The following is a 20053-nucleotide window of genomic DNA, read 5'->3' on the forward strand; positions in this document are numbered from 1 at the left end:
GACGGTCTGTGGGCCGTCCGTCTGGATTGCTGATGTCTTTTGTCAGCGCCCTTTCGCGGCTTGCCTGCGCCATCGGTGCCGTACTGATGGCCGCCACCGGCGTCATGCTGACCTATGAGGTCGTGGCGCGATACTTTTTCGTCCGCCCCACGATCTGGGCGGCTGAGCTGAGCCAGCTGTGTCTGATCTGGGGCTGCCTGCTGGCGATGGCGCATCTTTTGACCCTGCGCCGTCACATTACGGTCAACGCGATCACGACCCTGCTGCCGCATGGGGCGCAAAAAGCCTGTGCGTTCATCGCGCTGGTCGTCGTGATTGCCTTTTCAGCGATTGTCGCTTTCTGGGGCTACGATATCTTCTACGAAAGCTTTATACGCGGCCGGACAACCGGCTCGCTGCTCAACCTGCCGGTCTGGATCGCGGAAGCCTCGGTGCCGGTTGGCTTTGGCCTTCTGGCGGTACAGGGCATCGTGGAACTGATCCGTCTGCGCGGCTCTGACATGACCAGCCTGGGAGCGACCCACGAATGACCATTCTGCTGATCTTGGGCGCGCTTTTCGGGCTGCTGCTTCTGGGCGTGCCCGTGGCTTTTGCGCTGGGCGGGATGGGGCTGGCAATGCTCTATCTGGGCGGGTTCTCTCCCCTGATGGCGCCGCAATCGATCCTGTCAACGCTGGACGGGTTCATCCTGCTGGCGGTCCCGCTTTTCCTGTTGATGTCCAACCTGCTGCTCAAGGGCGGCGTCGGGCGGGATCTTTTTGCCGCCGTACAGGCCTGGGTCGGTCATTGGCCGGGGGGGCTGGCGGTCGCCACGATCATCAGTTGCGGGCTTTTTGCGGCCATCTCCGGCTCTTCCGTGGCGACCGCGGCCACCATCGGCACCGTTGCGATCCCGGAGATGATCAACCGGGGCTACGAAAAACGCTTTGTCTATGGGCTGCTGGCCGCGGGTGGCACGCTCGGCATCCTGATCCCGCCGTCGATCCCGATGATTGTCTACGGGTTCGTCACAGAACAGTCTGTCATTGCGCTCTTTCTTGCGGGTATCGGGCCGGGTTTGCTCCTTGTCACGCTCTTTATCCTGTTCGCCATGTTGCATGCGCGTCTCTCCGGGAACTTCACCCCGGTGCCTAAGGCTACTTTGGCAGAGCGCCTCACCGCCTCCAAACGCGCGCTGCCTTCTGTTGCGCTGGCCGCTTTGGTGATTGTGGGGCTCTATTCAGGCGCCTTCACACCGACCGAAGCCGCTGCCATCGGTGCGGCGGCGGCGCTCTTGATCACCACCTTCTGGCTGCGCACCCTGACATGGCGCACTTTGTGGGAAGCCGTGCGCGAATCCGCGATCACGACCGCCGCCATCCTGCTCATCGTGGCGGGTGCCAAGGTGTTCGGCAAAGCCATCGCCCTTTACCGTATCCCGCAGGATATCTCGGCCTTTCTGGCACAGGCCATCGACGGGCCGATCATGTTCATACTCGTGGTCTCGGTGGTGCTGTTGTTGATGGGGCTGGTGTTCGAGGCGCTGTCGATGATCCTGATCATGACGCCGGTGCTGCTGCCGGCGGCTCTGGGTCTGGGCTTTGATCCGATCTGGTTCGGGATCTACATGGTCATCATGGTGGAATGTGCGCTGATCACACCGCCGGTTGGGCTGAACCTCTACGTGATCCAATCCGTGGCCAGGGCGACCCTTGCCAATGTGGCGCGCGGGGTCTGGCCATTCCTCCTGCTGATGCTCTTTACGGTCGCGATCCTCTATATCTTCCCGGATCTCGCCCTCTATATCCCCTTCAAATGGTGATGCCATGACCCACGCCCGGACCCTTCGCGCCCTGCTGGAGCAGGACAAATGCCACGTCATGCCGTGCTGTTTCGATGCGCTATCCGCCAAGTTGATCGCGCAGGAGGGATATGACTTGACCTTCATGTCGGGCTTTGCGGCCTCGGCAAGCCGGATCGGCGCGCCGGATCTGGGGTTGATGAGCTACGGTGAAGTGGTCGACCAGGCGCGCAATATCACTGACGCCATCGACATTCCGCTGATCGGCGATGGCGACACCGGCTACGGCAACGCGATGAACGTGCAGCGCACGGTGGCGGGCTTCGCCAAGGCGGGCTGCGCAGCGGTGATGATCGAGGACCAGCTTGCCCCGAAACGCTGCGGTCACACGCCCGGCAAAGCGGTGGTGTCGCGCGACGAGGCCTATGACCGCATCCGCGCCGCCGTGGATGCGCGCGAGGCCCTGCGCGCACAAGGCGGCGATATCCTGATCCTGGCCCGCACCGACGCGCGCCATGAGCATGGGCTGACCGAGGCCATCGCGCGCGCGGCGACCTTTGCCGAACTGGGTGCGGACATTCTCTTTGTCGAAGCCCCGCAGTCCGAGGCTGAAATGCGCCAAGTTTGCGATACATTGCCGGGTCCGAAAATGGCCAATATCGTGGAAGGGGGGGAAACCCCCGATCTGCCAAACGCGGTGCTGCATGACATCGGCTATGCGATTGCAGCCTATCCGCTGTCGCTGATGGCGTCTGCGATGCAGGCCATGGTCACGACGCTTCGCGCCATGCGGGGCGATACGCGCCCCGGGCAAATGGATTTCGCCGAGCTGCGCCAGCGGATCGGATTTGACGCCTACTATGATGCCTCCGAACGCTACGGATCCGCGAGACGGGGCAGGGACTAAGGCCAGGTCGGTTGAGGCCAAAACAGGGTTCCTGTACGCCGACGAACTCTGCGGACCCCGGAGCCAAAGGGGCCAAGGTCTCCACATTTGCGATTTCATCAAGCGGTCTGAGGCGCGGATACGGGCAGAAGCTCCCTGTCAGGCTACACACCCTGCCGGGCGCGCCGCCGACTGGTCAGCAGATGCGCCAGAATGCCGACGGCGTATAGCGCCGCGACCAGTGCGAATACCGCACTGTTTCCCGCCATGCTCAGAAACGCCAGCAGCAGCGGTGTCCCCAACAGGTTGCCGATATTCCCGGTCTGCGCCATCACGCCATAGGCAAGCGCCTGGGTTTCAACCGATTTGTTCAGCTCCGGCACGGCAGAGAAACTGGCCCCCTGAACAAGGCCGAGAACACAGAACAGGGCGACGCTGACGACGGCCAGCGGCGCGCCCAACAGTGCCAGAAAGACCAGCAGAATTGCGCCAAAAAAGCCGATGATGACGATGCGGACGCTCGACAGGGATCGCAGCAGGAGGGGAACCAGAAGAAGCGAGCTTGCAATGCTGGCCAAGGGCATCAGCCCTGTGACGCCCGTTCGGATGGCGTCGGGCAGCAGAGGGGGAAGAATGGCCAGCAGGGACACGAAAGTGAGCGTGTAAAAAAGCCAGCCAATACCCGGTGCAGAGATCGTGGGGGACTGGTAGGCACGCAGATGGTTCTCAACCATATCCCTGAAACTGAGGCCGCACGCCACGGGCCCGGCTGCCGCAACCTGCCTGAGATCGATCAGCAGCACTGTTGCGATCATGAACATGAAAACACCGTGCAGGACGAACAACGCGCTGAGCCCGTTCGATTCGATGAGCGGCAGCCCGAGCCAGGCCAGGAGCGCGAAGGACACTCCGAAAAACGTGCTCCAGAGCGCCATCGCGGCCCCGCGATATCGGTCCGAACTGATCTGGGCGATCAATGTCGGGGCCGCAACAACGATGGCAAGATGCGAGATACCTTCAATGACGCGGCTGAAAAGCATGACGGGGAAACTGGGAAAACTTGCTTGCCACAGGGATACCGCAGCTCCCAGCCCCATACCAAAAAGCAGCATCCGCTTGGTGCCCACCTTTGCGACCAGCCCCCCTGCGGCAATGCCAAGGATTGCGCCGACAAGGCTCACAAAGGACAGCATCCAGCCCAGTTCATTGCCGATATGCGGGTAGGTCTCCTTGATGTAGGAGAACGGCACCACAATCTTTGCGAATTGTGCGGCGGCCCCAAGCCCTGCAAGCCAAAGCAGAAACACCGACAGAATTTGGCGTAGCGATTTAGTCATGCGGTGGTGTTAACCTGCGCGAACCGGTCAGACCACGCATAAATTATGCGTTTGAGGGCAAACCACTGACCAATCGCGCCGGTGTCCCGTCCGACAGGTAAACGCGCTCCCAAAGAATGGTGCCAGCGCTGATCCTGATCCTGTCATGCAAGACTTCGGAGGTGTCAAACGCCTTGGGAGCGGGCAAATAAGTGTCCCACCAACCCATTGCCTCCAACTCACTTTCGGCCTGTCGGATTTCGTCGGAAGCGAATTGCCACAGTGACGTTCCAAGCAGGGCGCCGCGTGTTGTGTCCCAGTCTTTCGCTCTGCTTTCTGAATAGGCAAGGCAGACGTGGTTTGCTTCCTCCACGAGATGAACGCAGCCGGTTGATTGCTGTACCAGACGCTTCAAAGCGGCATCCTCGATCCGGGCCGATGTCAGAACGTCAAGACCTGCCTGTTGGGTCAGATCGTCGGGCGTCTGCAGGCCACTTTCCCATCTTGAAACGGTCGTCTGATTGACGCCGAGAAGATCCGCAAGGGCGGCCTGTTTCATGCCGACGGATAGACGCTGTCGCTTCAAGCGTTTTCCAAAAGCGGGCAATGTAGGGGGTATTTTTGGGGCCATACTCTATCGTTGCACAGAAGTATCAGATGCGAAATGCATGAGCGCATAATCTCATGAACACTTCCGGTGCGATGAATCGGTCTTGTTAAACTGTAAAAAGGGCGTGTGACGGCCGGGCGGTTTTGCGCAAGCTCAGACCACCGGGTCATCGGGGGACGGCAACCCCGGTTCCGTTCCAGCGAAAGCGTCGCGCATTGCGACCCATTACTGAAGGCATGCCGCTTCATGCCCGCGCATTGTCCGAAGGCTGGGGTTCGGTTAGGATGATGCCGTAAAGGCACGGTTTTCGCGCAGCAAAGGGAGACCCCACATGCAGCGGATTCTGCCCGCCCCCCGCAGGGGCCTCGCGGGCGTCTGGGACAGATTTGTCGGTCCCGGCATGACAAAGGGTGAGTTGTGGCTTGTCCTGTCGGCAAGCGTCATGGCGGCTGTTCTCGCGGGCCTGCATGTTTGGGGTCTTGGCGGCGGCTGGCCGCTCGCACTGGTGGCTGCTCTTGTCGCCTTTGATGTGATCGGTGGCGCTGTGTGCAACGCCACGGACACGACGAAACGCTGGTATCACCGGCCGGGTACAACGGCCAAAGATCACTTCAGCTTCATCGCGCTGCATATCCTGCATATCTTTCTCGTCGCCGCGCTCTTTCGGGGCAGTGGGGTCGATTGGGTCTATTTCCTTGCCATTTCCGCCTGGCTCCTGATCTCTGCGGCGCTTGTGATCCGGGTGCCAGAGATGCTGAAAAGTCCCGTTGCTATCCTTTTGTACATAGCCGGGATTGCGACCACTCTTTACGGGGTTGGTTTGACACCGGGACTGGAATGGTTTGTGCCCGCACTGTTCCTGAAGCTTCTGGTGGGCCATGCCGTGCCATTGCAAAAGCTTTGAGGCATGTGCGCCTCAACCGCTCCACACCAGTTGAGAACGGGCTGACAGGTGCGCATACGCCCACGTCGGGGTATTTTGACGGCTTGGGTCGCGGTCCTTGCTGAGTTGGTGAGGGTGATACGCGGGTCACGGGCCAACGTATCGCACCGCGGCTCAGCGACCATATGGGTCAGTACAAAGCGGTCATGAACAACTTCCTGGGCACGGCTGCAAGAGCGGAAACTGTCTCCAACGGCATGAGCCTTACAAAGCCATCCGCCAATTCCGACGGCAGGGGGCCGGATCAGAGTAGGGCGTTCTGATATCTGCAGGATTGGGTCAAGCAGATATTGGCGGTTGAGCTGGCCGCAAAGCCAAAAGACCTTGAGTGGATGTTTGCAGACCCGGACCGTTCCAGTGTTCCCGTCTTCGGAGGCAGTGCGTCCCGGCCTGCCGAGAGTATCGGGAGAAAAACTGCTCTGATAAGCTGGTTGGTAAAGCGACCAGCGGCAACCGGCCTTTGCCGCCGTCCGGTGGCATGTGTCTGGCATCCGCCTTCTCCAATCCGTTGTGAACGGATTTGGCCTGTTCGCCGCAGCACCCGGCGCAGTGGTCTGGATTGAAGGGGACGAGGTGTGCGAGGAGATCGTCATGGCGGCTTACAATGACCATGGGTTCGCGGCTTCCGCTCAAAGAGCCTGGGCCGCCCGGTCTGAGTTTAATCCCGGTCGCCTGCTCGTGGGGACGATTGACGGATTGAACTTTGCATCGCGCCGAACGGCCGCGCGGGCCGGACGAGAAGCCGTGCTGGACTATGTCTTCGTCTCTTTGAAGTCGGGGGAAGTGCGTTCGGGTGCAGTGCCCGCTGCGCGCCGCCGATTAGCCCATACTGTCACCGACCGCAAATTAAGGAACGGGCGGCTTCAACGCATCTGCTGGCCAGCGCGTCACTCTTTCATATGATTTCTGTCTCTGTATTTATGGTACGCGGCACGCTGCATAGAACTGACCACGGTCCTGCGCCATCAATCCAGAAATCAGATTGCGAGCCGGACCTCCCAAGGGGTGCACCAAGGCCAAGACTAGCAGTTTGTCACAGCCCCTCGGCGCCGCGCAAAGACTTTGCAGGCCGTTCACGCGTCCCAGCCGGCAATTTGGGCCTTGGCGCGGTAAGGCGGTCGCGGTCAGCCGGTCTGACCCTGTCTGCGGCGCATGAGGCCAAGTCCGCCAAGAGCCAGCCCAAGCAGCCAAGCGGATGCAGGCAAGGGCACCGGGGCCGGTGCGTTTCCGGATAGAACCTCGTACCGCAGCCCTTCGGCTGTGCCTTCCGCGAACCCGGCCCAATAGGTGTGATCGTCCCTGAAGGTACCGTCCTCGTTGACCGACCAGATGCCGTCGCTGCCGATGTCCGTCAGATCGAGATATGCGCCCTTATCCGCGTCGCCTTTGAGCTCGCTGTCCATCCAGGATGTCACGAAATGCTGTGCGACATTGTTCATGAACACCGAGTCCCAGACCGGATCAGAGTAGTGTTCCGACACATTGAACCCCAGTCTTTCGTTGAAGTAGAAGCTCTCCTCCGGCGCGGGGATCGGGGCCGCCGTGTTGTGACCGCCACCATCAAATGTTAGCAAGGCGCGGTCTGTGCCGGTTGCCCCCTCCCAGATCGCGCGCACACCGTCGTCATAAAGCGATGTCGCATCCTCCGAACCGGCTATGAACAGAATCGGGATCTCGATGCCTGCCAGCCCGTCGGCGTCCCAGAATCCGGTGTTCATTCCCCAAGGTCCGATCGCGACCGCGGTCTTGATACGGGGATCGGGAAGCGCTTCATGTGTTTCACTGCCCGCCTGATGGATGCCCAGCGTGCCCTGTGGCCCGCCCCAGGGGTAGCCAACGGATGTTTCGGTAACGCCACCCCCGGCAGTTATGATCGCCCCGTAACCGCCCATCGAATAACCGAGCAGCCCGGTATTGTCGGCGTCAATCAGCCCTGCCAGATCCGAAGACGCATCCTCGTTCAGCCTGGCCATCTGATCCAAGACAAACAGTTGATCCAGCGACCGGTTCACCAGCGTCGAACCAAACGCCGCCTGTGTGCGGTAGGTCGAATCGGTATGATCGATCGAGGCCACGATATATCCTTTGGACGCGAGGTTTTCCGCCAGGTGCGACATCAAGAAACGATTGCCGGGGTATCCGTGGCTCATCAGGAGCAGCGGAAAGGGATCCGTGGTGTCCGCCGGGGTGGCATCGCGTATTGCACGGCCTTCCAGGGTCACTTCTGTGGTTCCATCCCGCAGGTAGGTGTTGAAGGATGTGTCGCCCGTCGCCCCCTCTGCTGCCGGATACCACATTTCGACCGTCAAGGGGCGGTCGTATCTCGGAAATGTCGTGGGCTCTTCACCCGCGGGGTCAATGGCCAGAATGTCGATCTGATCCTTGTTCAACAATTCAATCTGGCGCACACCTACAGGCAGCGCGCCATAAGCGGACAGTTCGGGCGCGTCAGGTGATTGCCCGTCGATCCTGTTCTGCGCCGCAAGCGGCGTGGCGGTCGTCGCGGCGATCATGGCCGCTGTCAGAGCGATCTGTTTCATTCTCAATTCTCCTTGGGTGTTCATCAACCTTAACGAATACGCATCGTGAAAGTAGAATTTTTCTGCACTGCTCAACCAAATCAGGTCTTCGAAACGGTAATATGAACGTTGGTCCCATCCCGCTTTCCTGTCATTGGTCAATCCTGCGGCCTGGATCTGGAAAGAGTTCCGATTGTCATTTTCCCGCGCTGCAGCCAAGATCTGTTCTTGAGCTCACCGCCGTCCGGTGCGCGATAGCAGATGGGTTACAGGCTTTGGCAACCAGGCAGTCGAACACTCGCGGGATCGTCCTTATGTCCATCGCGATGCTTGGCGTCCCAATGGTGGATGGTATCGCGAAATACCTCAGTTCAGAGTATTCGCCCTTGTTTATCGGGTGGGCGCGCTATGCGGTCGCCTGCCTGATCGTCATACCGCTGGCATACAGGCTCCATGGGGTGCGGATGTTCCCGGATGAGCAGCGGTTTGCACATCTGGTGCGCACTGCCTTTCTGGTGACCGCGATGACGCTCTATTTCCTCGCGATTGCACGGATTCCCATATCTCTCGCCGTCAGCGCCTATTTCGTTGGCCCGGTTGTTGCGGTGGCGCTTTCCGTTCTGTTTCTGAAAGAAACTTTCACAGGGCCAAAACTGCTGAGCCTGGTGCTGGGATTTGTGGGATCCGTTGTTGTGCTCCAACCGTCAGGGGACATTGAAATCGGTCTGATCATGGCCTTTGGGGCCGGTCTTTTCTTTGCGCTCTATTTAATTGCGACGCGTCAGGCATCCCAGAACAGTGACCCGATAAAGACGCTGGCATTTCAGTGTGTAATCGGGACTGTTTTACTGAGCCCACAGGCGGCCTTTACGTTTGAAGTTCCCCAGGCAGATGTTTTGTGGCTATTTGCAGGCTTGGGTGCCGTTTCCGCCATCGCGCACCTGTTGACCATACTGGCTTTTCGCCTTTCGGATGCGTCAACCCTTGCACCTTTGGTCTATCTCGAACTTGTCGGCAGCGCGATCATAGGGTTTCTGATTTTTTCCGAGATCCCGACGGTCACGACAGTTGGTGGTGCGGTGCTGATCATTGTCTCGGGTCTGGTTCTCCTTAAACACCCCCCTACGCAATCAAACGGAAAGCCTCGCAATGAACAAAACCCTTGAAATCGTCAGCTGCTCAGAGATGAGCCGATCCCAGCTGGAAAATGTCCGCACGCTTGTGGTTTCGGAAAACCAGGTGGAATTTGGCGGAACATTCTCGGAGTCCCTGGATGGCGATCTGGCGGACAACAGCGAGACGGTTCAAGGCTACTGTTTTCTGAGAGATGGCGAACCTATCGGCATCGTGACCCTTAAAAGGCCCCCTTCCACGGCGGATTGGGTGCCTGCGAACGCCGTATCTCTGCACGGGTTCAAGATCGACATGAGATGGCAGGGGCAGGGTCTTGGAGGCAAGGCATTCGGGCTTGCGGTTCAGGCGGCGGCCCTGAGATGGCCCGAAGCTGAACAACTGGTTCTTGCTGTTGATGCGGATAATACGACAGCGCTTGCGGTGTATCGAAGCTTTGGCATGACAGACAGCGGCCCTGTTTACGCGGGGCGGATTGGACAAGAACACAGGCTGTCAATGGTCCTCCGCGGTCTGGATGTCGTTTAGGCGACGCTTTGGAAGCGGAAATCACTGGGAGACAGGAGGTTTTTCCTCTCAGCGGTGATACAGATGGCATTTTCCTGTCCTGCTGGACTTGATCCGCAACCTTTCCTCCGGGAAGGCGTCCTGACCTTGAAGCCGAGCTGTGAAGAGATCTGTGTCGGGTTGGCGAAAGCAGTGCGCGATCCTCTGGTCAGAAACGGGCGCCGGGCGCGCGCATGGCATGAAAGCACGATGTTCACCCCTCTATTTCGACAGATTGATTACCTCTGAGGCAGCGCTCACCAGGATCTGGCATTCGCGGATCAAGGAACGGGAGAGACACCGAAGACAACGGGATGCGCCACGACAAGTGTCCCGTAAAGGGCGATGGCGGCCAGTAAACGCAGGATCGCGCCAAACCAGGAGACCGGCCGGGGCAGGATGGGGCCGCTTTGCACCTCTTGGCGGAGGGTACTCCAGCGCTCTGCGCCAAGGTGTTGCCGTTTGCGACGATCAACGAGCTTTGTTCCCAGCAGAGCAAAAAGCGCAAATATGCCGAACAGCAGTACATGGGCCAGATCGCCGTTCGGGAGCAAATGCGCCGCAGCCCAGAGTGCAAGCGCAATCAGCAATGGATGGCGTGTCCAGCGTATGATGCCGGGATGGGCGGGCTCAAAGCGGTCGTTGCGGGTGCCTCCGAAGGAAAAGGGGTTCGGGCGGCCTATGGCCAGTGCAAAAATCAGGCAGGTCAACAACATGGCCAAAAGCGCCATGTGATTTTGCCAAGGTGTCCAGGGCCAAAGCGGCACGAAGGGCGCCCGCCCCGCTGCACTGATGAGCCAGGTCAGCGCCATCAGTGACAGTGCCGAATAAACCAGCGTGAAGCCGCGCGCGCCCAGAAGCCGCTCTGCTGCAGGGCGCACCGGCGCGCGCACCGGCACGGCGTGCGAGAGCAGGAAGACGCCAAAGGCTGCGGTGAATTCGATCCATGCCATGGCCTAGCTTTCCGGTTTGGGGCGCAGCAGAAGCGGCCCGTAGAGAAGGGCAAAGCCGCCAAAAGCAGTGAGCCAGCAAAGGCCTGATATACTGTGAAGCCATTCGCTTTGGGCAGGCCAGACCCCGGCCAAGACCCGGGCGCTGACGGCACCGATCAGGGCCAGATAGAGAATGGTGGTGCCTACCCCCGCGCTCAGCGCGCGCCCTGAATGACCAAGGGTCGCGCGTGTCATTACGCCCAGTGTCATCAACCCGATTGCACCGGCCAGCCACAGATGCTGCGCTGCCGCCATGCCAAAGGCGCCGGGCAACACCAGTTCCACCGCAAGGCAGATCGCGCCGAGGGGTAGGAAAAGATAGCCGAGATGCAGCACCAGAACGAGCGGCTCGGCCCATGTTCGGTGTCCCGCCCAGCGGGTGAGGCGGATGAGATGCAACGCGCCGCCGATGAGCAATGCCGTGGCCGTCGTGCGGTCAAGCGGGGCCGCGACCCAGAGCGTGAGAGCGACCAACAGCACCAGGAGTGCGATCTTGTCGAAGCTCTGCATCGGTGGGGCTGGCAATCGTCCGGGGCCTCTCTTGACCAACCAGTTCCGGGTGAAAGACGGCACAATCCGCCCGCCGATGACTGCAATCATCATCACCGCCGCCGCCAGCCCGATCCGCAGACCGTAGCCGCCTGCGGCCTGGTCTTGGCGGGCGTGTTCCCAGTGAAAAACCGCGTTACCGCCGATCAGGGCAATCAGAATGCCCAGGATGATGAGGTTGCGCCAGTTCCTGCCCGCCACGATCTCACGTGCGACGATAGCGGTCAGCGCGGTTGGCATTGCAAGGTCGATCAGAGCCACCGTCAGCCAGGGCAGATACGCAGAGATCGACACAACCGCCCGGCCCACTATCCAGAGCGCAAAGAGGCCGCCGAGTGGCCAACCGATCAGGGCCGGGCGCCCGGTCCAGTTCGGGATTGCCGTGAGCACGAAGCCCGCCACAACCGCCATGAGATAACCATAGAGGAATTCATGCGCGTGCCATGAGACTGGATCAAAGGCTGTGGGCAGAACCGGAAAGCCGGACAGCATCGCGATCCAGAGCACCATCGCGAGAGCGGCCCAAAGTGCTGCCCCCAAAAAGAAGGGTCGAAAGCCGTCGGCCAGCAACGTGTGTCCTCTCGGGAGTTGTGGTTGTTCCGCCGTGTTGCTCATGTTCGGGTCCATATACGGCCGCCGGGGTGTCCACTGCTGATGCGCTGGAAAGGGCGGGGTCGGTGCCGCAAGCCAAGCCTTGTGAGATGCTGTTGAGGGGGTGGGTTTGCTGCAGCGCCAGCCCGGATTATGCCGGAAAAGCAGGCTGCGGGCCCCCAGAGTACCTGTTCGAAAATTCTGGCCAGCGTCCCTACTGGAGGGGTCGTTGCGGAGCCGGCGCAAGCGGTTCGGGGCAGGTTTGTCTTGGTCGGTGTCACCGTCTCTCCGGGTTTTGGTCTTGCACCATTTGGTATTGCTGTTAATAGGTATTGTAAATACCTATTAACAGCGGGGCCTGTCATGCGCCTGACCTCATTCACAGATTATGGGCTACGGATGCTGATGCGTATGGCCAGCATGCCTGATCGCGCGTTTTCGACCACGGCTCTGGCCAAGGAATTCGGGCTGTCCCGAAATCATCTGAGCAAGATCATGCAACATCTGGCCCGGGCGGGGATCGTCGAGACGCGGCGGGGCGGCGGCGGCGGTGCGGTTCTGGCGCACCCGGCTGGTCAATTGACCTTGGGCCGCGTGATCGCGGTCTTGGAAGAGGACCAACCGATCGTGGAGTGTTTCGCATCAGGACATATCGCTTGCACTTTGGACGGGCACTGTGGTCTCAAGGCGCGCCTGCGCCAGGCTGAGCGGGCTTTTCTCGCCGATCTGGATCGCACCACCTTGGCTGATATCGCCCTGCCCAAGGCAATGGTGCGGGCCTGAGGTCTGTTCAACCTGGTGAGGATGGCTTTGTCGTTGACGCGGGCACCTGGCCGCGGTTTTCGATATCGGTCAGAGCGAGGTTTGAGGGATGGTGCAATCCGGTACGTATCATCACCACGCGATGCGAAAAGGGCGTTGAGACGAATGAAGGACGCCGGCAGCCCGCCTTATTTTGAAAGGGCCGTGCGGTGCGGCTTGGCCCAGCAGGGCCGCCCTCAGCACAGATGCAGTGGCGCACGCCGTCCCGCACAACGGTATCCCGTTCTTTGAAGATCTCGGAACGAAGGGATCGGCCAACAAAGATCAAAAGCCGGGTGCTGCGGATTAAAAGAAGCGCTCGTCGTATTCATCGATCAACTGGCGCGCCTTCACCTCGCAATCCATCGGGCTGTCCAAAATGCAGGTCCTGGCGAACCCCTTGTAGACCACACTGGTTTGTTCGTAGCTGCCGGTCGGGCCTTCGATCAGCCGTTGTCGTATCTCATACCGCTCACCGTCATTCAGCCCACCTTGTAAAACGGCTTGGGTGCGTGTCTCGTTGCTGACGGTTGCACAGGCGCTCAGCACCAACGGCCCGGCGATTGCGAAAAAACTCAATTTCATCAAATTCACTCCATAAATTTTTACCATATCGAAGATTTAGAGCGCGCGGGCAACAGGTACAGACCCCCTTGCGGCAGGTTACGCAGAATTGATCCAACCTTGGGTGATTACCTCTCCATCGCTTCCAACTCGTCGATGAAGCCAGAGATCATGCTCAGCCCCTTGTCCCAGAAGGCGGGGTCCGAGGCGTCGAGGCCGAAGGGAGCCAGAAGCTCTTTGTGGTGCTTTGACCCGCCCGCTTTCAGCATGTCGAAATACTTGTCCTCAAAACCTGCATCCCCCTCGGCGTAGACCGCATAAAGCGCGTTCACCAGCCCGTCGCCAAAGGCATAGGCATAGACGTAAAACGGCGAGTGCACGAAGTGCGGGATATAGGCCCAGAAGGTCTCGTAACCTTCCATGAACTCAAAGGCGGGTCCAAGGCTTTCGGCCTGCACCGACATCCAGAGCGCATTGATGTCATCCGGGGTCAACTCCCCGCCGCGCCGCGCGTCATGCAGCTTGCACTCGAAGTCGTAGAACGCGATCTGGCGGACCACTGTGTTGATCATATCCTCAACCTTGCCGGCCAGCAGCACCTTGCGTTCGGCATCGTCCTTGGCGCCGTCGAGCATCTTGCGGAAGGTCAGCATCTCGCCGAAAACGCTCGCCGTCTCCGCCAGCGTCAGCGGTGTTGAGGACAGCATTTCACCCTGTTCCGCCGCCAGCACCTGATGCACGCCGTGGCCGAGTTCATGCGCCAGTGTCATCACGTCCCGCGGTTTGCCCAGGTAGTTGAGCATCACGTAGGGGTGCACATTCGTGACGGTGGGATGCGCGAAGGCACCCGGTGCCTTGCCCGGTTTCACGCCCGCATCGATCCAGCCCTTGCGAAAGAAGGGCTCGGCAATCTCGCCCATGCGGGGATCAAAGGCATTGTAGGCGTCCATCACCGTCTTTTCCGCCTGTTCCCAGCCGACGATCCGGGTGTCTTCCATGGGCAGGGGGGCGTTGCGGTCCCAGACCTGCATCTTGTCGAGGCCAAGCCATTTGCGCTTGAGCTCGTAATACCGGTGGCTGAGCTTGGGGTAGGCCTCGACCACCGCATTGCGCAGCGCTTCGACCACTTCGGGTTCCACCTGATTGCTCAGATGACGGCCCGTCTGGGCGGTCTCCATGCCGCGCCAGCGGTCGACGATCTCTTTTTCCTTGGCCTGTGTGTTGTGGACGCGGGCAAAGATTTTGATGTTTTCTGAAAAGACGCTGGCCAGTTCGCGGGCGGCCGCCTCGCGCTTGGCGCGATCCGGTTCGGTCAAAAGGTTCAGCGTGCCCTCGATGTTGAGCGCCTCGCCATCGACCTCGAATTCAAGGCCAGCGATGGTTTCGTCGAAAAGCCGCTCCCAGGCGTCCCCCACCACACCCAGATCGTGCAGGAATTTCTCCAGCTCATCGGAAAGCTGGTAGGGTTTCATCGCCCGGATGCGGTCAAAAACCGGCTTGTAGCGGGCAAGATCCGCGTTCTGGGCATAGAGACCATCAAGGTGGTCATCATCCAGCCGGTTGACCTCCAGCGTGAAGAAAACCAGCGGGGTCGTGAAATTGGTAATCTTTTCCTGCAGATCCGCCATGAACTTGGCGCGGTCCGCATCGGTGGTCAGTTGGTAATAGCGCAGACCCGCAAAGGACATGATGCGCCCCGCCACCTGGTTGATCTTTTCGTTGCGCAGCACGCAATCGAGAAATCCGGGCGCGTCGAGGCTGGCAAGCTGGCCCTCGAAATCGCTGGCGAAGCTGGCGCAGGCCTGCTCCAGCCAGTCCAGATCGCGTTTCAGTTCCGGGGCGTCCTGCGAGGTATAGAGATCATCGAGGTTCCATTCGGGCAGATCGCCCAAAGGCGCACCCGCGCCTGGTGTGTTTGCGTCACGTACCGGAAAGGGAAGGGTCAACATGGGGTTCCTCGCTTTGAATGCTGTCATTACCTAGGACGCTGGCGTGCAGGGTACAAGCGGCGAAACCGCTCAAAAGCCAAAGAGCCGGGCAGGATTGTCCACCAGAATGCGCTGGCGGGTGGGAGCGTCGCTGACCACGCGGTCGAAGGCATCCAGCAGCCTTGCTGCCACGGGCATCTGCGCGCCCGCCAGCATCAGGTGCGGCCAGTCGGACCCCCAAAGGCATCGTTCCGGGTTTGCCTCAACCAGCTTTGCCACCAGTGCATCCGTCTGCCTGTAGGGGGCATCGCACATGCGGTAGAGGGCCGAGAGCTTGACCCAGGCCTTGCCCTCTGCAAGCAGGGCGCAGAGCGCCTGAAACCCCGCGCTCTCGGGCGACAGATCCTCCGCCGGCCAGCCGATATGGTCAAAGACCACATCCACGGGCAGGCTGTGCACGTCGTCATAAAGATCTGCGAGGTGCCGGTCCGCGTGGGCCAGCATCTGGATATGCAGGCCCCGCGCGGCGAGGGCAGGGGCCATCGTCTTGGCCCCTTCCCAGCTTAACACACCGCCGTGCACGTAGTTGAGCCGCACCGCCGCCATGTTCCAGGCGGCGAATTGGTCAAGATCGGCCCCGGTGGCCCCATCGGGCAGCAAGCCGACCCCGCGAAAGCCAGTCCCCATGCGGCGCACGGCCTCAACCGTGACGGCATTGCCGCTGCCATAGAGGATCGAATGCACGATGACCCCGCGCGTACACCCGAGCCCCTCCAGATGCGCGCGATACTTCGCCAGCCAGCCCGCCAGATCAGGCCCGGGGGCCGGGTTCTCCACCCGCCCGTCCCAGAGCGGAAACTCACCCGCGCCCGCCAGCAGATGCACATGGGTGTCGCAGGCCCTGTCCGGCGCGCGTTGTCGCGGTGTGGCGGCGGCGGGGGGCATCTGGGCATCGGGTTTGGCGGTACTATCCATAAATCCTGAGCATTTCATTGAGATCGTCGAGCGTGTTGGCTTCTTGCAGCGGTTTGTCCTGACGCCAGCGCGACATGCGCGGGAACCGCAGGGCAACACCCGATTTGTGGCGCGGGCTCGCCTGAATGCCTTCGAAAGCGATTTCAAAGACGTGGTGCGGGGTGACCTGACGCACCGGGCCAAAACGCTGCAACGTATTCTTGCGTACCCAGGCTGTGATCTCGCGGAATTCCGCATCCGTCAGCCCGGAATAGGCCTTGGTGAAGGGCACCAGATCATTGCCGTTCCAGACCGCAAAGGTGAAATCGGTAAAAAGATTGGCCCGTCGCCCGTGCCCGGCCTGGGCATAGATCATCACCGCGTCGATGGTCAGCGGGTCGAGCTTCCATTTCCACCAGTCGCCCTTTTTGCGCCCGACCAGATAGGGGCTGTCAGTGCGCTTTACCATCACGCCCTCGGCCTGGGCGGCCCGCGCGGCGGAGCGGTGCGCTGCAAGCGCGTCCCAGGTGTCAAATGGCAAAGCCGGCGCAAGTTTAACAGGCGCGTCGTCGGGCAGCAGCCCGCAGGCCTGCTCCAGCAGGGTGCGGCGCGCTGCAAAAGGGTGAGTGCGGATATCCTGGCCTTCCCACTCCAGAAGGTCATAGGCCTGCAGGACGACCGGGGCCTCTGCCAGCAGCTTTTTGGGGACGGTCTTGCGCCCGATCCGTTTTTGCAATGCGTTGAAACTGGACGGGGTTTCAGCCCCCGCCTGCCAGACCAGCAACTCGCCGTCGAGAACGGTGCCGGGGGGCAGGAAATCAACCGCCCGCGCCAGTTCGGGAAACCGGTCGGTCATCAGTTCTTCGCCCCGCGACCAGACAAAATACTGCCCGTCGCGCAGGATGAGCTGCCCGCGAATGCCGTCCCATTTCCATTCTGCGGCCCACTCAGGGGTCGCACCGAGGCGCGCGGGCTCCCCCTCCAGACTGTGGCACAGATAAAAGGGGTAGGGGCGCGACGCATCGGCCATCGGGTCTTCGGCGTTGATGAGAGCATCCCAGGAGGTCTGGTCAGGATGCCAGTTGCCCATCAGCCGGTGCGCCAGTTCAGCTTCGGGTTTGTCGGTCGCTTTGGCCAGCGCGCGGGTCATAAGCTTTTGGCTGACCCCCATGCGAAAGCCGCCGGTGATGAGCTTGTTGAAGACAAAGCGTTCCGTGCCGCCCAACACCTGCCACGCGTTGCGGACAAAGGCCTTTCGCGCGGGCTCCTCGACCTGCGCCAGGCCGCGCAGGTCGTTGATCCATTGCGTCAGTTCAATGTCGCTGGTGGTCTGCGCCTCGGGCAGGACAAGCGCGATGGTTTCCGCAAGGTCCCCGACGATGGGGTAGCTTTCCTCGAAAAGCCATAGCGGGATGTCGGCCATCTCGGCGGCCCATTCCCGCAGCCGGGTCGTGGTCACGGCGCGTTTGGGTCTGCGACCGGAGAAAAGCGCGATCGTCCAAAGCCGGTCCCGCTTTGGGGCCGTCTGGAAATAAGCGGTCAGCGCGTTGGTTTTCACGGTTGTCTTGGTGTTCTGGTCGATGGCGTTAAAGAGCGCTGCGAAGTCCTTCATGACGCCTCGCCTTCCGCGTCTTCACCGCCAAACTCGGTCGGGACCACCTCCGCCCGCCAGCCGTTTTCGGTCAGGTAGCGGCTGAAGACATCGGTGTAGCCGTGCGTGACATAGATGTTCTCCGCACCGGTTTCGCGAATGGCCGACAACAGGCCCGGCCAGTCGGCGTGGTCTGAGATCACGAAACCCCGGTCGCCGGCGCGCCGCCTGCGTACCCCGCGCAATTGCATCCAGCCGCTGGCAAAGGCGCTTTCGCCAGGGCCAAAACGTTTGGCCCAAGCGCTGCCGAGAGCCGAGGGCGGGGCCAGAACCAGCGCCCCTTTGTTGGCCTTGGGGTCGGTGTCCTTGGTGAGCTGAACCGTTGTCGGCAGGTCGATGCCTTGTCCGCGTAGGACGGCATTTGTGGCCTCCACCGCGCCATGGGTCAGGATTGGCCCGATGCCGGGATCGAGCATCCGCAGCAGCCGTTGTGCCTTGCCAAGAGAATAGGCGCCCAGAAAGGCGGTCTTGCCCTCGCCCGCGCATTTGCGCCACCAGTTGTTGAGGTCATCGGCCACCGCGTCCTGCGGTCGCCAGCGGAACACTGGCAGGCCAAAGGTGGATTCGGTGATGAAGTGGTGACACTTTTGAGGTTCGAACGGGTCCGACAACCCGTCGTCCTCGATCTTGTAGTCACCGGAGGCGACCCAGATCTCTCCCTCCACCACCACCTTGATCTGCGCCGAGCCGGGCACATGACCTGCGGGGTGAAAGGACACTTCCGCCGTGCCGATGCGCAGCACCTCACCGTAAGAGATGCCCTGGCAGGCGATCTCGCCCAACCGGTGCTGTATCACGGGCAACGCCTGATGGGTCGCCAGATAGCTGCCATGACCCCAGCGCGCATGATCGGCGTGGCCATGGGTGATGAGCGCGCGCGCCACCGGTCGCCACGGATCGATGTAGAAATCGCCCGCCGCGCAATAGATGCCATGATCTGTGAAGCTCAGAACCGGTGTGTGCGCCATGCGGTCTAACTTAGCGAGCGTGCCGGGATTGCCCAGAGCCTAGCTGCGGCTGTCTCGCAGAAAGAGCTGCGCCATCTGCGCAAAGAGCGGTGCAGTCACCGCATCGCCTTCCATCAGCACTTCATGCTCGCCCTCGGGGACAATCTCAAGATGACCGCCGTTCCACGCACTCATGCGGGTGTGGATTGCCGGCAGATCAACGATCCGTTCATTGCTGCCAAGGAAGGTGATGCACGGCAGGTTGGGCGAGGGACGCCCCATCAGATGCCGTGTTTCCAAAAGTGCCTCGCGCAGCCAAATGAAGCTGGGCCCGCCAAGTGAAAGCTCCGGATGCGCGATGAGCTGTTCCTGCATGATTTCGAATTGGCGCGGGTCGCGGGTCAGCAGGTTGTCCTCAAACCCGTCGGTCAGCACGTGATGTTCCAGCCGTGTGCCGGGCGGCAGGCTGTGGCCACGGCCAACGCGGGGCATAGCATGGCTTAAAAACCAGGCCGCGGGCTTGACATGCGGGGCGAGCCTGATCCCCCACATCGGCCCGCTGAAGACCACGGCCCGTACCGCAAGCCCTTCCATCACAGCGCGCAGCCCGATCGCCCCGCCCATCGAATGGGCCAGCAGGAAGTAGGGCCGCGGCAGTTCCAGATCGCGCGCTGTGCGCATCATCGCGGCCACGTCCTTCTGGTAGTCCGAAAAATGCTCCACATGCCCGACAAGCGGATTGTCGAGCAGCCGTTGCGCGAGCCCCTGACCGCGCCAGTCGATTGCGGCGCTGGCCAGTCCCCGTGCCGCCAGGCCTGTCGCGATCTGGCCATATTTTTCAACGAATTCCGTGCGACCCGGAAAGATCAGCACGGTGCCTTTCGCGTCAGCAAGCGGCCAGTGACCCACCCGCAGGCGGATACCATCTGAGGTTGTGGTCCAATGCGCCGCCCCGTCATCCGGACCGTAGGCGATCTCGTGAAAATACGGGGCGGGGCCGAGGGGCATCAGGACAGGGCGGCGGCGAGTTGCATTGCCATCGCCATATCCCCATCTACTGCCAGCTTGCCGGACATGAAGGCTGCGGTGGGGTCGGTTTCGCCTGCGAGGATGGCCTGAAAGGTTTCCGCATCTGCGGTCAGCGTGACATCCGTGGTCTCGTCGCTTGCGCGGGCGCCATCGGCATCAAGTACAACCGTTCCTTCACCGGTGATGTCGAATTTGGCCGATCCGCCAAAATCCGCGCCTGCCAGTTTTTCGTTCAATGCCACGACTGCGCCGTTCACAATTTCGCTCATTTCGGACCCTTTTAGGTTGATCTGCACGCAGGCTCTGGAATTGCCCG

General features: G+C 60.9%; 19 protein-coding genes. 7 read left to right on the forward strand and 12 right to left on the reverse strand.

Features of this window, described 5'->3' with window-relative positions:
• Positions 1–32: 32 nt before the first annotated feature.
• Genes H7847_RS21835 through H7847_RS21845 form a run of 3 tightly spaced genes read left to right on the forward strand, consistent with a single transcriptional unit; the run spans position 33 to position 2687 of the window.
• Positions 33–530, forward strand: a complete 498-nt coding sequence (locus H7847_RS21835; protein ID WP_227271611.1) for a TRAP transporter small permease — start codon at positions 33–35, stop codon at positions 528–530.
• Positions 527–1801: a TRAP transporter large permease gene (locus tag H7847_RS21840; RefSeq protein WP_227271612.1), complete on the forward strand. Its 1275-nt coding sequence runs from the start codon at positions 527–529 to the stop codon at positions 1799–1801. The genes H7847_RS21835 and H7847_RS21840 overlap by 4 nt, the downstream gene beginning before the upstream one ends.
• 4 nt (positions 1802–1805) lie before the next feature.
• Positions 1806–2687, forward strand: coding sequence for an isocitrate lyase/PEP mutase family protein (locus tag H7847_RS21845; protein WP_227271613.1), 882 nt, complete (start codon positions 1806–1808; stop codon positions 2685–2687).
• Between the two features lie 143 nt (positions 2688–2830).
• Here H7847_RS21845 and H7847_RS21850 read toward each other — a convergent pair whose 3' ends face one another.
• Together H7847_RS21850 and H7847_RS21855 are read right to left on the reverse strand one after the other, a co-directional pair.
• On the reverse strand, positions 2831–4003 hold the full coding sequence (locus H7847_RS21850) for an MFS transporter (RefSeq protein ID WP_227271614.1): 1173 nt from the start codon (positions 4001–4003) through the stop codon (positions 2831–2833).
• A 43-nt stretch (positions 4004–4046) separates the two neighbouring features.
• A complete protein-coding gene (locus H7847_RS21855; protein WP_227271615.1) occupies positions 4047–4613 on the reverse strand; it encodes a helix-turn-helix domain-containing protein in 567 nt (188 codons plus the stop codon).
• Positions 4614–4923: 310 nt separating this feature from the next.
• Between H7847_RS21855 and H7847_RS21860 the strand changes: the two genes are divergently transcribed.
• A complete protein-coding gene (locus H7847_RS21860) occupies positions 4924–5496 on the forward strand; it encodes a hypothetical protein (RefSeq protein WP_227271616.1) in 573 nt (190 codons plus the stop codon).
• 1163 nt (positions 5497–6659) lie between these two features.
• On the opposite strand, the gene H7847_RS21865 is transcribed toward H7847_RS21860, so the two are convergent.
• A complete protein-coding gene (locus tag H7847_RS21865) occupies positions 6660–8075 on the reverse strand; it encodes an alpha/beta hydrolase family protein (protein ID WP_227271617.1) in 1416 nt (471 codons plus the stop codon).
• 101 nt (positions 8076–8176) lie between these two features.
• On the opposite strand from H7847_RS21865, the gene H7847_RS21870 reads away from it, so the two are divergent.
• Both H7847_RS21870 and H7847_RS21875 read left to right on the forward strand, forming a co-directional pair.
• Positions 8177–9220: a DMT family transporter gene (locus H7847_RS21870; RefSeq protein ID WP_264479676.1), complete on the forward strand. Its 1044-nt coding sequence runs from the start codon at positions 8177–8179 to the stop codon at positions 9218–9220.
• On the forward strand, positions 9204–9713 hold the full coding sequence (locus H7847_RS21875; protein WP_227271619.1) for a GNAT family N-acetyltransferase: 510 nt from the start codon (positions 9204–9206) through the stop codon (positions 9711–9713). The genes H7847_RS21870 and H7847_RS21875 overlap by 17 nt, the downstream gene beginning before the upstream one ends.
• Before the next feature lie 299 nt (positions 9714–10012).
• Here the strand turns inward: H7847_RS21875 and H7847_RS21880 are convergent, their stop codons facing one another.
• Both H7847_RS21880 and H7847_RS21885 read right to left on the reverse strand, forming a co-directional pair.
• Entirely contained in the window at positions 10013–10684 is a 672-nt protein-coding gene (locus H7847_RS21880; RefSeq protein WP_227271620.1) for an NnrU family protein, read from the reverse strand.
• A gap of 3 nt (positions 10685–10687) precedes the next feature.
• Positions 10688–11887, reverse strand: a complete 1200-nt coding sequence (locus H7847_RS21885) for an NnrS family protein (RefSeq protein WP_227271621.1) — start codon at positions 11885–11887, stop codon at positions 10688–10690.
• Between the two features lie 339 nt (positions 11888–12226).
• Here H7847_RS21885 and H7847_RS21890 point away from each other — a divergent pair, with 339 nt between their 5' ends.
• The gene (locus H7847_RS21890; protein ID WP_227271622.1) at positions 12227–12646 is read left to right on the forward strand and encodes an RrF2 family transcriptional regulator; all 420 of its coding nucleotides are present in this window, start codon (positions 12227–12229) and stop codon (positions 12644–12646) included.
• Between the two features lie 324 nt (positions 12647–12970).
• On the opposite strand, the gene H7847_RS21895 is transcribed toward H7847_RS21890, so the two are convergent.
• From H7847_RS21895 to H7847_RS21925, 7 genes are all read right to left on the reverse strand, one after another.
• Positions 12971–13249 carry a hypothetical protein gene (locus H7847_RS21895; protein WP_227271623.1) on the reverse strand — a complete coding sequence of 93 codons (279 nt, stop codon included), beginning with the start codon at positions 13247–13249 and terminating at the stop codon, positions 12971–12973.
• A 107-nt stretch (positions 13250–13356) separates the two neighbouring features.
• A complete protein-coding gene (locus H7847_RS21900) occupies positions 13357–15177 on the reverse strand; it encodes a M3 family oligoendopeptidase (protein WP_227271624.1) in 1821 nt (606 codons plus the stop codon).
• Between the two features lie 69 nt (positions 15178–15246).
• Positions 15247–16131 carry an amidohydrolase family protein gene (locus tag H7847_RS21905; RefSeq protein ID WP_227271625.1) on the reverse strand — a complete coding sequence of 295 codons (885 nt, stop codon included), beginning with the start codon at positions 16129–16131 and terminating at the stop codon, positions 15247–15249.
• Entirely contained in the window at positions 16124–17722 is a 1599-nt protein-coding gene (locus H7847_RS21910) for an ATP-dependent DNA ligase (RefSeq protein ID WP_227271626.1), read from the reverse strand. The genes H7847_RS21905 and H7847_RS21910 overlap by 8 nt, the downstream gene beginning before the upstream one ends.
• Positions 17719–18729 carry a ligase-associated DNA damage response exonuclease gene (locus tag H7847_RS21915; protein ID WP_227271627.1) on the reverse strand — a complete coding sequence of 337 codons (1011 nt, stop codon included), beginning with the start codon at positions 18727–18729 and terminating at the stop codon, positions 17719–17721. The genes H7847_RS21910 and H7847_RS21915 overlap by 4 nt, the downstream gene beginning before the upstream one ends.
• Positions 18730–18768: 39 nt before the next feature.
• Positions 18769–19716: an alpha/beta fold hydrolase gene (locus H7847_RS21920; protein ID WP_227271628.1), complete on the reverse strand. Its 948-nt coding sequence runs from the start codon at positions 19714–19716 to the stop codon at positions 18769–18771.
• On the reverse strand, positions 19716–20006 hold the full coding sequence (locus H7847_RS21925; protein ID WP_227271629.1) for an SCP2 sterol-binding domain-containing protein: 291 nt from the start codon (positions 20004–20006) through the stop codon (positions 19716–19718). Before H7847_RS21925 ends, H7847_RS21920 begins: the two co-directional genes overlap by 1 nt.
• Positions 20007–20053: the final 47 nt, after the last annotated feature.

It is taken from the genome of Roseobacter weihaiensis (assembly GCF_020622345.1).
GTDB classification, from domain to species: domain Bacteria; phylum Pseudomonadota; class Alphaproteobacteria; order Rhodobacterales; family Rhodobacteraceae; genus Roseobacter; species Roseobacter weihaiensis.